This is a genomic window from Mycobacterium sp. E2497, from assembly GCF_001668695.1.
Lineage (GTDB): Bacteria > Actinomycetota > Actinomycetes > Mycobacteriales > Mycobacteriaceae > Mycobacterium.
Map to the genome: position 1 here is coordinate 15,009 of NZ_LZKD01000299.1, position 12,665 is coordinate 27,673.

The 12,665-nt window shown below is 66.0% G+C and carries 12 protein-coding genes; 3 read left to right on the forward strand and 9 right to left on the reverse strand.

All coding sequences use genetic code 11. From position 1 onward, the window contains the following. Position 1: 1 nt before the first annotated feature. From A5713_RS26840 to A5713_RS26875, 8 genes are read right to left on the reverse strand one after another with little or no spacing between them, the layout of a single operon-like run. A complete protein-coding gene (locus A5713_RS26840) occupies positions 2-1,480 on the reverse strand; it encodes an MCE family protein (protein WP_068099233.1) in 1,479 nt (492 codons plus the stop codon). Then, positions 1,481-2,602 carry an MCE family protein gene (locus A5713_RS26845; RefSeq protein WP_068099234.1) on the reverse strand — a complete coding sequence of 374 codons (1,122 nt, stop codon included), beginning with the start codon at positions 2,600-2,602 and terminating at the stop codon, positions 1,481-1,483. Next, positions 2,599-3,927, reverse strand: a complete 1,329-nt coding sequence (locus tag A5713_RS26850; RefSeq protein ID WP_068099235.1) for a virulence factor Mce family protein — start codon at positions 3,925-3,927, stop codon at positions 2,599-2,601. The genes A5713_RS26845 and A5713_RS26850 overlap by 4 nt, the downstream gene beginning before the upstream one ends. After that, entirely contained in the window at positions 3,924-5,084 is a 1,161-nt protein-coding gene (locus tag A5713_RS26855) for an MCE family protein (RefSeq protein ID WP_068099246.1), read from the reverse strand. Before A5713_RS26855 ends, A5713_RS26850 begins: the two co-directional genes overlap by 4 nt. Further along, positions 5,081-6,109: an MCE family protein gene (locus A5713_RS26860; RefSeq protein WP_068099236.1), complete on the reverse strand. Its 1,029-nt coding sequence runs from the start codon at positions 6,107-6,109 to the stop codon at positions 5,081-5,083. Before A5713_RS26860 ends, A5713_RS26855 begins: the two co-directional genes overlap by 4 nt. Continuing rightward, positions 6,106-7,374 (reverse strand): MCE family protein, encoded by a 1,269-nt coding sequence (locus A5713_RS26865; protein ID WP_068099237.1) that lies wholly within the window; start codon positions 7,372-7,374, stop codon positions 6,106-6,108. The genes A5713_RS26860 and A5713_RS26865 overlap by 4 nt, the downstream gene beginning before the upstream one ends. 4 nt (positions 7,375-7,378) lie before the next feature. Beyond that, positions 7,379-8,227, reverse strand: coding sequence for an ABC transporter permease (locus A5713_RS26870; RefSeq protein WP_067928154.1), 849 nt, complete (start codon positions 8,225-8,227; stop codon positions 7,379-7,381). Then, positions 8,224-8,991 (reverse strand): ABC transporter permease, encoded by a 768-nt coding sequence (locus A5713_RS26875; RefSeq protein WP_068099238.1) that lies wholly within the window; start codon positions 8,989-8,991, stop codon positions 8,224-8,226. Before A5713_RS26875 ends, A5713_RS26870 begins: the two co-directional genes overlap by 4 nt. Positions 8,992-9,606: 615 nt before the next feature. Between A5713_RS26875 and A5713_RS26880 the strand changes: the two genes are divergently transcribed. The 3 genes from A5713_RS26880 (at position 9,607) to A5713_RS26885 (ending at position 11,826) form a co-directional block, all read left to right on the forward strand. Next, a complete protein-coding gene (locus A5713_RS26880; RefSeq protein ID WP_067928159.1) occupies positions 9,607-10,410 on the forward strand; it encodes a Stf0 family sulfotransferase in 804 nt (267 codons plus the stop codon). A gap of 128 nt (positions 10,411-10,538) precedes the next feature. Then, a complete protein-coding gene (locus A5713_RS28570) occupies positions 10,539-10,703 on the forward strand; it encodes a hypothetical protein (RefSeq protein WP_156752055.1) in 165 nt (54 codons plus the stop codon). A gap of 4 nt (positions 10,704-10,707) precedes the next feature. Then, positions 10,708-11,826, forward strand: a complete 1,119-nt coding sequence (locus A5713_RS26885) for a YeiH family protein (RefSeq protein WP_068099239.1) — start codon at positions 10,708-10,710, stop codon at positions 11,824-11,826. A gap of 26 nt (positions 11,827-11,852) precedes the next feature. Here the strand turns inward: A5713_RS26885 and A5713_RS26890 are convergent. Beyond that, positions 11,853-12,665: aminotransferase class V-fold PLP-dependent enzyme (locus tag A5713_RS26890; RefSeq protein WP_156752056.1), on the reverse strand; the 813-nt coding region annotated here is incomplete at its 5' end.

The following is a 12,665-nucleotide window of genomic DNA, read 5'->3' on the forward strand; positions in this document are numbered from 1 at the left end:
CTTAAGCCGGCGGCACCAGAAGTGACTGCCAGTTCTTGGCACGCGGGTGCGCCAGGTCGAACTCGGTGTAGCGGCGCCCATCGGGGCCTATGTAGTCACCGTTGGCCGGGTCGTAGGTCGCCACGGCGAGCGGCGGCGGCGCAGGCGCCGGCGGCGCGGTGCCCCGGGGCGGCGGCAGTCGCGGATCCTGGCCCGGCGGATACTGGGGCACGCCCTGGCCGCTGTAGGTGGCGTTCGGGTCGCCCTTCCAGTTGTAGCCGTCGTTGAGCGGCACGTACTCCTCGTCGCTCTCACAGAGTTCGACCGTGGGGGCCCGCTTCCACGGCTTCGTCTCGCAGGGAATGTTGCGCGCCCCGCGCACATTGAGTTCGGAATCCTGCGGGACCCGGCAATACAGGTCCGCCGCCGGCCGGTCCGGGGCGTCGACATCGGCCGGCGAGCGACGCTGCGGGGGCGGCAGGAAACCCGTCGTGCACGGTGGCGGCAGGTTGAGGTTGAGGTTGAAATCCAGGTAGAAGCCTTTGTATTCCTGCTTGCTGTTCAGGTTGGGCACCAGAGCCCCGGACATCACCGCGATGCCCTGCGGGAGGAGCACCAGGATCTGCTCGATGTCGTGGCGGTAGACCACCGCGATGTCGCCGAGGCTCACCAGGTTGGCCATCAGCACCGGCACGGCCGGCGTCACCCGGTCGAACAGCGCGCGCCCTTCCTCCAGCCCGGAACCGCCCTGGGTCAACAGGTCTCGCACCGCCGCGTTCTGCGCCTTGAACTGCGCCATGATGGCCGAGGTGCGATTGGCCCATGTCCCGATCGCGTCCGACGTCTGCACCTGGGAGTTGAGCACCGCGGGCGACTGGTCGATCAGCGCGGCGAGCGGGTCGGCGGTGCGCCCGCCCGCGATGGCCAGCGCCGTGGACCCGTCGACGATCCGGGACAGCTCCGGTCCGAGTCCGCTGACGGCGCGGTCGGTCTCGTCGAGGACCGTGCGCAGGTTGTCGCGGGGAATCGCTTGCAGCGCACGGTTGGTCAAGTCGAGCAGGTGTCCGATATCGACGGGAACGTCGACGCGGCCGGCCGGGATGACGTCACCGGCGCGTAGCGGCCGGGCATGTTCCCCGTCCTTGTTCGGCTGCGGGGTCAGGTCGATGTACTGCTCACCGATCGCCGAGCGGCTGTGCACCGAGGCCTGCACATCCGAGGGCACCTTGACACCTGACCTCAGGGCGAGCACCGCGCGCACCCCCGTCGCGGTGACGTCGACCGACTTGACCTGGCCGATGTCGGTGCCGCGGTAGGTGACGACCGAGGTCTTGTAGAGCCCGCCCGACGTGGGCAGGTCGACGGCGACGGTGTACTCCCCGACCCCGAACAGCGTCTCCGGCAGCTTCATGAAGTTGAATGCCATTGCGCCACAAGACACGACGGTCACCAAAGACAAGACGGCCAGCTGGATCCACGTCCGGCGGTTCAGCCGCAGCATTCAGTAACCCCCGTTGTGATAGGGGAAGGTCAGCGGGTTGCCTCCGGTGACCGGGCTCGGCTGCATGCCGATCGTGCGTCCCCACTGCAGCTCGAGTTCGGTGAGGTTCCCCTCCCAGCGTGAGCCGGTGAACAGCGAGGTGTCGATGCGGCTGAGCGTCAGGTCGACGATCATCGTGAGGTTGGCGTAGTCGCCGCGGAACCAATTGGTCACCGTGGACGTCGGCCATGGATAGGTGGCCAGGCCGTCGAGGCCCTTGGTGAGCGCCGGCCCGGCGTCGGCGAGTGACCGCAGCACCGGGGCGATATTGCGCAGGTTGTTCACCAACGATTCCCGGCTCTGGTGGATGGTGTCGGCCGCGATGGCGCTGAACTTGCCCAGCTGGTCGATCGCGTCGGCGATCTTGGTGCGCTCCTGGGCGAGGATCGCCAGCGCTTTGGGCACCGTCATGAGCGCCTTGTCGACCACGGGATCCTTGTCGGCGAACTGGCCGGCCAGCGAGTTGAGGTTTTCGGCGGCGGCGATGATGTCGTCGGTCTGCTCGTTGGTGCCTTTGATGAACTCGTCCAGTTGGCCGAGCAGGCTGCGCATGTCGTTTTCCCGGCCGCCGAACGCTTTGGCGATTGCCTGGTTGATCTCCTGGAGCTGTCCAATCCCGCCGCCGTTCAACAGGATCGACACCGACGCCAGGGTCTGCTCGGTGGTCGGATACATGCTCGCGCGCGACAGCGGGATCACCGAACCGTTCTGCAGTCGCCCGACCGGCGGCTCGTCCTTGGGGGGCGCGAGTTCGATGTGCATCGAGCCGAGCAGGCTCGTCTGCCCGAGCTTGGCCGTCGAATTGGCCGGCAGGTGCACGTCACCGTCGATGCGCATGGTGACCAGCGCATGCCAGTCCTGCACCTCGATCTTGGTGACGTTGCCGACGTTGACGTCGTCGACCCGAACACGGGTGTTCTGCTGGATCGTGACCACGTCGGGCAGCTGCGCCTGGATCGTGTAGGCGCCCGGCCCCCCACCCGCGGTGCCCGGGAGCTTGAACGAGTTCAGGCCCCGCCATTCACATCCGGGCAGGGCGGCGATGCAGACGACGCCGAGCGCGGCGGCCAACGCGCGCCTCATGGCGTCCCAGTCGGAAGCATCAGGTTCTGCAGGACCTGGGTCGAGCTCACGTTGTTCTCCGGCGGCGGGGGCGGCGCCTGGGCGGGTTGCGGCTGGTCGTCAAGCACCGCCGGGGGCGCTGCCGGCGGCGGGGCCTCGGGCGGCGGGGGCGGCGTGTACCCGGGGCGGAGCGAATCCTCGCTGTAGGTGATCTCGTTCGGCCGGGCTTGAGTGCCGACGAATGGATTGATTCCCGCCGGAATGTAGTTGTAGAGGCGGTTTTTGATGATCGGGTTGACGTACTGGAGGCACAGCTTCGAGACCCGGTCCAACCGGGCCCGGGCGGCCGCCTCGATCGAGCTGCAGATCCACTGCGGGATATCGGCGAAGTTGTTCAGCGCCAGGATGCCGGTCATCGCGCTCTGCGCCGGCTGATAGATGTTCATGAAGTTCTGGAACACCGTCGGGACGACGTGCAGGATTTGCTTGATGTCGGCGCGGCTGTCGTTGAGGGCGGTCGTGATCGAACTCAGCCGGTCGAACGTGGCGCCCATGGATTCCCGGTTCTCGGCGAGGAAGTCGCGCAGATCCGCCAGGGCGCCGTCGAGGCCCTTCACCGCGTTGGCGATTTCGTTGGGGCTGTTCGTCAGGATCGTCGTCACGCTGGCCAGGTTCTGGTTGAAGGAGGCCAGCAGGTCGCTGCTCGAATACAGCGCCGACACCAGCAACTGCAGGTTGCGCACCGTACTGAAGATGTCGTCCGCGTGGTCGCCCAGCGCCGAAATGGCCTGGGAAAGCTTGATGACCGTGTCCCGGGCGGTGTCTCCCTGGCCGCGCAGGTTGTCCGCCGCCGAATTGATGAATTCGCCGGCCGAGTTCACACCGCCGGGCGTCGTCGGCTGCAGGGCGTCGGTCAGCTTCTCCAGCTGCTTGCGGAAGTCGTCCCATTCGACGGGGACCGCCGTGCGGCTCAAGGGGATCGACGCTCCCGGGCTCAGTTTCGGCCCGCTGGAGTAGGCCGGGACGAGCTGGATCGCGCGAGCTGTCACCAACGACGGCGACAAAATCGCCGCGCGCGCATCGGCCGGCACCGGGTACTGCTTGTCGACGGAGAACGTCACCTTGGAACTGTTGGGTTGTGGCTCGATCTTGTCCACCACGCCGACGGGGACGCCGAGGATCCGGATCTCGTCACCGACGAACAGTCCGTTGGCCTCCGTGAAATACGCAGAGTAGGTGTTCTTTTCCACGTCATTCCAGAGCTTCTTGCCGACCAGGAACGACGCGACGACCAGCGTCACGGCCAGGGTCACGGCGGTGACCCGGCGCAGGGTGCGTCGCGTCATTGCCCGCCACCTTGCGCGGGCGCGGGGCCGGGCTCGGGAGTCGGCCCCGGTGAGGGCGGCTGGGACCAGATGGGGTGCGGCGCGTTCTCCGGCGGCACGGGCGGGGTTCCGGTCGGCGGGTCCACCGCCTCCGACGGAGGTTTCTGGTTGGGATCCAGCGGCCGGTCATACATCCGCGCGTCGAGGGTCGGCCCGCCCAGCTGACCCGGGATCAGGTTGGCGACGTACGCCTTGAAAAACGGCCCGGAGCCCAGCACTTCACCAAACGACATCGCGTACCGCTTGAATTTCGGCAGCGTCCGTTGCAGGTCTTCCTTGCGGTTGTCGAGGATCTCGAGCACGCCGTTGAGCTTGTCGAGGGCGGGCTTGAGCTGGGTCCGGTTCTCGTTGACCAGTCCCGAGATCTGGTGCGACACCGCGGTCAGGTTGTTCATCAGCGCGTCGAGCGAATCCCGTTCGTCCAGGAGCGCGGCCAGCAACGCGTTGGAGTTCGCCACCAGCCCCGCGATCTGCTGACTGCGCCGGCCCAGCACACCGGAGACCTTGTTGGCATTGCCCAGCAGGTTGCGGAGTTGCTCGTCGCGGTTGTTGAGGGTCTGCGAGAACCGGGCCACGCCCTGCAGCGCGGGCTTGAGATCCGCCGGTGTTTCCTTGAAGGTCTCGGCCAATGTCGTCAGCGCCGAGGACAATTGGTTGGTGTCCAGGCCGCTGACCGTGGTGGTCAGGTCGCCCAGCGCGACCGGGAGGTCGTAGGGCGAGGTGGTGCGTTCCAAGGGAATCGCGCCCGCCAGCTTGCCTTCGCCGCGCGGCGTGAGTTCGAGCATCTTGCTGCCCAAAATCGTTTCGGTCTTGATCGCCGCTTCCGTGCGGTCACCAAGCTCGATCCCCCTACGGACGGTGAAGCCCACTCGAACCTTGGTGCCTTCCAGGCGGATCGTCGAGACCCGGCCGACACCCATGCCGGAAACCCGCACGGTGTTACCCACTTTGATGCCACCGGCTTCGGAGAAATACGCCGCGTAGTCGTTGGTGTTCTTGACGAACGGCAGCTTGTCGTACTGGAAGGCGGCCACGGTCACGCAGATCAAGATCGCGGTGCCGATCACGCCGATGGTGACGGGACTTCGCGAGCCGAACGATAGCTTCGGTAGCCTCATTTCGGCGTGCACCGCCCGCTCGCCTGACCGAGCAGCTTGACGTAAATCGGATTGCCCCCCTTGCCGTTCAGCTTCAGCAACACCTCGCAGAAGTAGAAGCCGAAGTAATCGCCGTTGAGCCCCTGCCGAGCCAGCACCTGATAGGTGTCGGGAAGCTGCTTGAGCAGGTTGTCCACGTAATCCCGGTCGGCCAGTACCTGGGCCGACATCCGGTCGGTCTCGTGCACGACGTCCTTGATCGGCTGCCGCGCCTGCACCAGCAGGTCCGTCATCGAGCCCGCGGCCGCGTTGATATAGGCCAGGCCCGTGGCGATGTCGTCCTTGCGCTGCGTCAGGCCGTCGACGAACGCGGACAGTTTGTCCAGCCCGTCGGAGAATTCGTGGTCGCGCGCGGCGAAGGTGTGCAGCACGGTGTTCAGGTTCATGATCAGCTCACCGATCAGCTCGCTGCGCCCCGCCAGGGTGGAGGTCAGCGTCGAGGTCTGCGCCAACACCGAGGAGAGCGTCCCGCCCTGCCCCTGGAAGATCCGCAGCAACTCCCCCGACAGCGCGTTGACCTGGTCGGGATCGAGAGCCCGGAACAGCGGGCGGAAGCCCCCGATCAGCGCGTCGATGTCCAGCGCGGGTGACGTCCGCGCCAGCGGGATCGTCGCATCCGGCGGCAGCCGGCGCGGCGAGCCTGGCCCTTCCTCGAGCGCGAGGTAGCGATCACCGATCAGATTCTCGTAGCGCACAAGGGCTTTGGTGCCCTCGGTGAGGCGCACACCCTTGTCCACCGAGAAGCCGACGGTGACTGTGCCGTCCCGGTGCAGCGTGAGGTCACCCACCTTGCCGACCTCCACCCCGGCGATGCGGACGAAGTTGCCGGACTTCAGACCGGAGATGTTGGTGAAGACCGCCTGATAGCCGGTGCGGTCCTCGAAGCGCAACTGCCCGAAGACCGCGATCAGCGTGAACGTGAACACGAGGCAGATGGCCGTGAAGAGCGCGACGCGCGCGATGATCCCGGAAAGGTTCTTTCTCATGGGGGCGGCTGCCCCCCGCGGAAGAAGTAGCGCGGCGCCTCGGGCGGGTTCTTGGTGGTCGGGAAGTAGTTCGACCACCAGGGGTTACCGGCGGCGACGTTGGTGCGGATCTCGTTCGGAGCGGCGCCCCAGCCGGTGTCGGTGACCAGCGCGCGCACCGGGAAGTTGGCGCTCGGGTCCGGCAACGAACCACAGCTGGGACGACCGCCCGGACCGCCGGTCGCGTTCACCTTGGGCAGGTGTTTCGGGTACCGGTACGGGTCGTCGCCGAAGAGCAGCCCGGCGTCCATGATGAACGAATAGCCGTTGCCCCCCAGCATGTCCCGACCGCCGTGGTCCACGTACCACTGCGCGCCCTGGAACAGGCAGGTGAAGGTCGGCGAGTATTTGTTCAGCAGCGCCATGGTCGGGTCGAGCAGGTTCACCGAATGCACGATGTCGGCCTCGTTGCGGCCGATGACGTTGATTCCGGCCTGACTGAAGCCGGCCGCCGACAACAACAGCGTGTCGAGCGACCGCTGGTTTTCGGTGAGCGTGGAGCTGGTGGTCGCGGCCGAGTCGAGGATCGACAGAATGTCGTGTGCCGCACCGGAATAGATGTCCGCCGTCTTGCCGAACAGCCGCCAGTCCCGGTGGATCGTGTCCATCCGGGGGTTGACGGTCAGCAGGACGTCGTTTGCATCGGTGATCGCCTGGCCGATCCGTTCCCCCTTGCCGCGCACCGACTGCGCGAACGCCGACAGGATCGCGTTCAGCTTGGCCGGGTCGATGGCCTGGACCACGCCCTGCAGATTCTCGAAGACCGTGTTCACTTCGACGGTGACGTTGCGGGAGTGCAGCACCGCGCCCTGCTTCAACGGTGTCGGACTGGGGTGCTCGGGCACGATCAGGTCGACGTACTTGGAGCCGAAGGCGGTGGTCGACTTGATCTCGGCCTCGAGGTTGCTCGGCAGATATTTGAACGGGCCGGGCTGAATTTTGAGTTGCAGCTGAGCCGCTTTCACGTCGGTGCCGATGGACGCGACCTGTCCCACCTCCACGCCGCGCAGCTTGACTTTGGCTCCGGTTTCCATGACGAGCCCCGCCCGGTTCGACACCAACGTGAGCGGGACGAAATCCTGGAATTTGCCGGAGAACGACGCGGCGGTGAGCGCGACCAGCCCCCCGATCAGGACGAACAAGGTTGGCGCCCACCAGATCGGGTCGATCTTGCTCTCGCGGACCCTGTTGCTCGCGCCGGGCCCACTGCTGTCGTAGTTGCTCATGCAGTCATCCCGACAGGTTGAAGTTGCCGGACTGCCCGTACACGGACAACGAAATCGCCAGGCAGACAAACGCCGTGACGATCATTGACGACCGCACCGAACGACCGACGGCCTCCCCGACCCCGGCGGGACCGCCGGTCGCGGTGAAACCGTAATAGGTGTGCACGACCATCACACCGGTCGCCATGGTGAGGGCCGCCAGGAAGGACCAGAACAAGTCGGTGGGGCGCAGGAACGTGGAGAAGTAGTGCTCGTAGACGCCGCGGGATTGGCCGTAGCTGTAGATCGTCAGGAACTTGGCCGCGATGAACGACATCAGCACCGCGACGGCGTAGAGCGGGATGACGACCAGGATCCCGGCGATGATCCGTGTCGACGACAGATACGTGATGGCGCGAATACCCATCACTTCCAGCGCGTCGATCTCCTCGTTGATCCGCATGGCCCCCAGTTGCGCCGTCGCACCGGCGCCGATCGTGGCCGCCAGGGCCAGGCCTGCGGTGCAGGGCGCGATCATCCGAACATTCAAGAAAGCCGACAGAAAACCGGTCAACGCCTCGACCCCGACGTTGGACAACGTGTCGTAGCCCTGGACAGCAACCAGGGCGCCGGTGGTCAGGGTCAGGAAACCGATGATGCCCACCGTGCCCCCGATCACCGCCAAAGCACCGGTGCCCATTCCCATTTCGGCGATCAATCGCAACAGTTCGCCCGGATAGCGTCGCACCGCATCGGCGGTGTTGGCCAAGGATCGGCCGTAGAACGCGGTCTGTTCACCGAGATTACGGGCGTAATCCGTCGCCCTCGGTCCGAGGTTGGTGAACCACGTTGGTTCTCGGGCTGCGTCGGTCATTTGGCGGTGACCTTCACGCCCAGCGCGGTGAGGATGATGTTGATGAAGAACAGCGCCATGAAGGAGAAGACGACGGTTTCGTTGACGGCATTGCCGACGCCGGTGGGACCACCGCCCACGGAAAGGCCCTTGTAGCAGGCGATCAGGCCCGCCGACAACCCGAACAAAGTTGCCTTGATGAGCGACGTGACTACTTGGGGCAGCCCCGTGACGAGTGTCATTCCCGCGACGAACGCACCGGGGGTGACGTGCTGGACGAAGACCACGAAGACGTAGCTGCCCACCAAGCCGGTGACAGCCACCACCGAGTACAGCAGGACCGCGACGAAGGTGGCGGCGATGATGCGGGGAACCACCAGGGCCTGGACCGGATCGACGCCGATCACCTTCATCGCGTCGATTTCCTCGCGGATGGTGCGGGCGCCGAGGTCGGCGCACATCGCCGTCGACCCGGCACCGGAGACCACCATCGCCGTGACGACCGGACCGACCTGTGTGACCGAGGCCAGACCCGCGCCGGCGCCGGACAGGTCACCGGCGCCGATCTCGACCAGCAAGATGTTCAGGACGAACACGATGAGGACCGTGTACGGGATGGACAGCATGATCGTCGGAAAAATGGACACTCGGGCGACGAACCAGATCTGCTCGAGCAACTCCCGCCAGGCCCAAGGACCCCGCACCGCGGCGATCAGCGCCTGGGCGCTGAGCACAAAGAAATCGCCCAACGCGTTCATGGGCTTGGCGATGGTGGTCCCGTTCATCGGGCTCGCTCAGCCCGACCGCCGTCCATATGACTCAAACCTGTTTTCCGTTCTCTTAACGCAATTAATCTGCTCGCAATTAGCCGACTCGAGCGGCTTTTTTACACGCCGAACCGCGATGTCACGTTGCGCGCATAGACCACGCGAGGAATTTACGGGCAAGACTATGACCGTGTCAGGGTTGCAATCACTAAGAAGAAATCAGGCAAGCGGCATGTGACCCTGGGGTCAGGTCCCGTATCTCCGGCCCGCACTCGGTCCGGCTGGAGCACATAACCCCCGGATATGACCGTCTTTCAGCGGTCGCGCGGCGACCGTGTCAAACCAGCGTTAGCACCGCCGGTGGCGCGCGGGGCGGCCCACCCGGCCGACATGCGGCCGACGTCACATTTGTTCCGAAGCGGTTCGGCAGCGGGGACGCGGAATAGGAACTCGTTACCCGACGAGTTTCCATGTTTTGACAACCTGGTTGAGCACTCACGGCCACCGTCCCGTTCGGCTATCGCCGCCAATCGACACAGTTCGGACAATCGGTGTTCACGGCAAGGGTTACCTTCAGGGTGAGCGGAAAACGCAGTACCTGCGCAAGCAATTCCGTGCCGATAGGCTGACACGGTGACCGACGCCCCGTCCTCCTACTTGGTGCTCGCGTCGCAGCGGAGCGGCAGCACGCTGCTGGTCGAGTCGCTGCGCGCGACCGGCGTCGCCGGCGAGCCGCAGGAGTTCTTCCAGTACCTGCCGGCCACCAGCCAGGCGCCACAGCCCCGCGAGTGGTTCGCCGGCGTGGAGGACGAGTCGATCCTGCGCCTGCTCGACCCACTCGATGTCGGGACCCCGGACCTCGCGCCCCCCGAGATCTGGCGCGACTACATCCGCACCGTCGGCAGGACGCCGAACGGCATATGGGGCGGCAAGCTGATGTGGAACCAGACGCCGCTGTTGCTGAACCGCGCCAAGAATCTGCCGAATCGCAGCGGCGACGGCCTGCTGGCCGCGATCACCGACGTGGTGGGCGAGGAACCGCTGTTCATCTATGTGCATCGCCCCGATGTGATTTCGCAGGCGGTGTCGTTCTGGCGGGCGGTGCAGACGCGGGTGTGGCGGGGGCGGCCCGACCCGGCTCGCGATGCGCGGGCCACTTATCACGCCGGCGCGATCGCACACGTCGTGACCATGCTGCGCGCCCAGAACGAGGGCTGGCGAAATTGGTTCGCCGAGGAAGACGTCAAGCCCATGGAGATTCCGTATCCGGTGTTGTGGCGCAACCTGACTCAGGTGGTGGCCGCCATCCTGGAGGCATTGGGGCTCGACCCGCGGCTGGCGCCCGAGCCCGTGCTCGAACGTCAGGCCGACCAGCGCTCCGATGAGTGGGTGGACCGGTACCGTGCGGACGCCGAGAAGCTCGGCCTGCCGACCTGACCAAAGCCGAAACCGCGCTTCTAAATTCAGCACGAGCCAATCACTTTCCCGGGGCCGTCCCAGACGCCACCATTCGCTCAGCAGCGTGTGGCGTCCCAGGCCGCCGTAGTGATCGAGGAGCGGTGATCGTGAGTGAAGGCGTGCCGACCGACGGCGGCGACAAAGAGATCGCGCAACGGCCGGGCTGGGCCGCGAGGCTCGATTCGATATCGGTGGACTGGTGGGCTACCGCGGTGGCCGGCGTGATCGTCGCGTTGGCGGTGGCCGACGTGCTCCCGAAGATCCCGTGGTGATCGCGTGAGCACGGTTCGTGTCGAACCCGACGAAACATCGGCCGACGCCACTTTTACCAGTGCACGCCCGCTGGACTACGTGCCGGGCATTCTGCTCCTGATCGGGGTCGGCGTGCTGGGCAAGTACGCGCAAATCTGGTGGAACACCCTGGCCAAGCACCACCACTGGACGGTGCCCGACATCGAATACGTGTTGTGGGCCATCGTGATTGGGCTGCTCATCACCAACACCATCGGTCTGCATCCGATCTTCCGGCCCGGCGTGCAGACGTACGAATTCTGGCTCAAGGTCGGAATCGTGGCGCTGGGTTCGCGATTCGTCCTCGGAGACATCGCCAAGCTGGGCGGCATCAGCCTGGTGCAGATTCTGGTGGACATGACGATCGCGGGGACCATCATCATCGTCGTGGCACGAGCGTTCGGGCTTTCGGGCAAGCTCGGGTCGCTATTAGCGATCGGCACGTCGATCTGCGGGGTGTCGGCGATCGTGGCCGCCAAGGGTGCGATCCGCGCCCGCAACTCCGATGTCAGCTACGCGATCGCGGCGATTCTGGCCCTCGGCGCGGTATCGCTGTTCGTATTGCCGCCGTTGGGGCACGCGATCGGGCTGACCGATCACGAATTCGGGTTGTGGGCGGGACTTTCGGTGGACAATACCGCCGAGACCACGGCCACCGGGTATCTGTACTCCGACCACGCCGGCAAGATCGCCGTGCTCGTGAAATCGACGCGAAACGCGCTGATCGGGTTCGTGGTCCTGGGATTCGCCCTGTATTGGGCCGCGCGCGGGCAGGCCCACGAGATCGCGCCGGGGGCGAAGGCCAAGGCCGCGTTCATCTGGGAGAAGTTCCCGAAATTCGTGCTGGGCTTCCTCGTGGTTTCCGCGATCGCGACCGCGGGCTGGTTGACGAAGGGCCAAACCGCCAACCTCGCCAACGTGTCGAAATGGGCTTTCCTGCTGACCTTCGCCGGTGTCGGGCTGAACACCGACATTCGCCAGATCGCGCGCACCGGGTGGCGCCCGCTGGTCGTCGCCGTCATCGGCCTTACCGTCGTCGCGACGATCTCCCTGGGAATCGTGCTGCTTACCTCACGCGTGTTCGGTTGGTACGCGGGCAGTTAGTCGTGCGCTAGCCGCGGCCGGGGCGGCTACCCGACGTTGGTGCCGCCCTCGGCGATCCGGCGCACCGCGCGCAAGAAGACGTCGATCTCCTCGAACGTGTTGTAGAACGCGAACGACGGGCGAACGGTGGCCTCCAACCCGAGGCGCCGCAGGGCCGGCTGCGCGCAGTGATGACCCGCGCGCACCGCGATGCCCTCGGCATTGAGCGCCTTGCCCACCTCCAGCGGCTCGTGTCCCGCCAGCACGAAGGACAGCACACTGGCCTTCTCGGTCGCCGTACCCACCAGCCGGACGCCGGGGATGTCGGCGAGGCGCGGCGTCGCGTACTCGAGCAGCGCGTGCTCGTAGGCCGCGATCCGCTCGATGCCCAACCGCTGCACGTAGCGCAGCGCCTCGCTCAACCCGACCGCGTCGGCGATGTTGCCGGTGCCCGCCTCGAACTTGGTCGGCGGCCCCTGATAGAGCGAGCGTTCGATCGTGACGTCGGCAATCATGTGGCCGCCGCCCTGCCACGGCGGCGTCTCGGTCAGCGCCTCCTCGGTGCCGTAGAGCGCGCCAATTCCGGTGGGGCCGTAGATCTTGTGCCCGGAGAACACGAAGAAGTCGGCTCCGAGCTCGGCCACGTCCACCGGCATGTGCTGAATCGACTGGGCGCCGTCGATCAAGACCTTGGCGCCGTAGCGATGGCCCAGCTCGACGATCTTGTCCGCCGGGACCACCGTGCCCAACGCGTTGGACACCTGGGTGGCGGCCACCAGCTTCGTCCGCGGACCGAGCAGTTCCTCGAATTCGCTCAGCAACAGGTTGCCCGCGTCGTCGACCGGCGCGATCCAGAAGGT

Excerpts from the sequence above, each read along its gene's own strand:
- A5713_RS26840 (WP_068099233.1), bottom strand. The coding sequence starts at position 1,480 with ATGCTGCGGCTGAACCGCCGGACGTGGATCCAGCTGGCCGTCTTGTCT.
- A5713_RS26845 (WP_068099234.1), bottom strand. The coding sequence starts at position 2,602 with ATGAGGCGCGCGTTGGCCGCCGCGCTCGGCGTCGTCTGCATCGCCGCC.
- A5713_RS26850 (WP_068099235.1), bottom strand. The coding sequence starts at position 3,927 with ATGACGCGACGCACCCTGCGCCGGGTCACCGCCGTGACCCTGGCCGTG.
- A5713_RS26855 (WP_068099246.1), bottom strand. The coding sequence starts at position 5,084 with ATGAGGCTACCGAAGCTATCGTTCGGCTCGCGAAGTCCCGTCACCATC.
- A5713_RS26860 (WP_068099236.1), bottom strand. The coding sequence starts at position 6,109 with ATGAGAAAGAACCTTTCCGGGATCATCGCGCGCGTCGCGCTCTTCACG.
- A5713_RS26865 (WP_068099237.1), bottom strand. The coding sequence starts at position 7,374 with ATGAGCAACTACGACAGCAGTGGGCCCGGCGCGAGCAACAGGGTCCGC.
- A5713_RS26870 (WP_067928154.1), bottom strand. The coding sequence starts at position 8,227 with ATGACCGACGCAGCCCGAGAACCAACGTGGTTCACCAACCTCGGACCG.
- A5713_RS26875 (WP_068099238.1), bottom strand. The coding sequence starts at position 8,991 with ATGAACGGGACCACCATCGCCAAGCCCATGAACGCGTTGGGCGATTTC.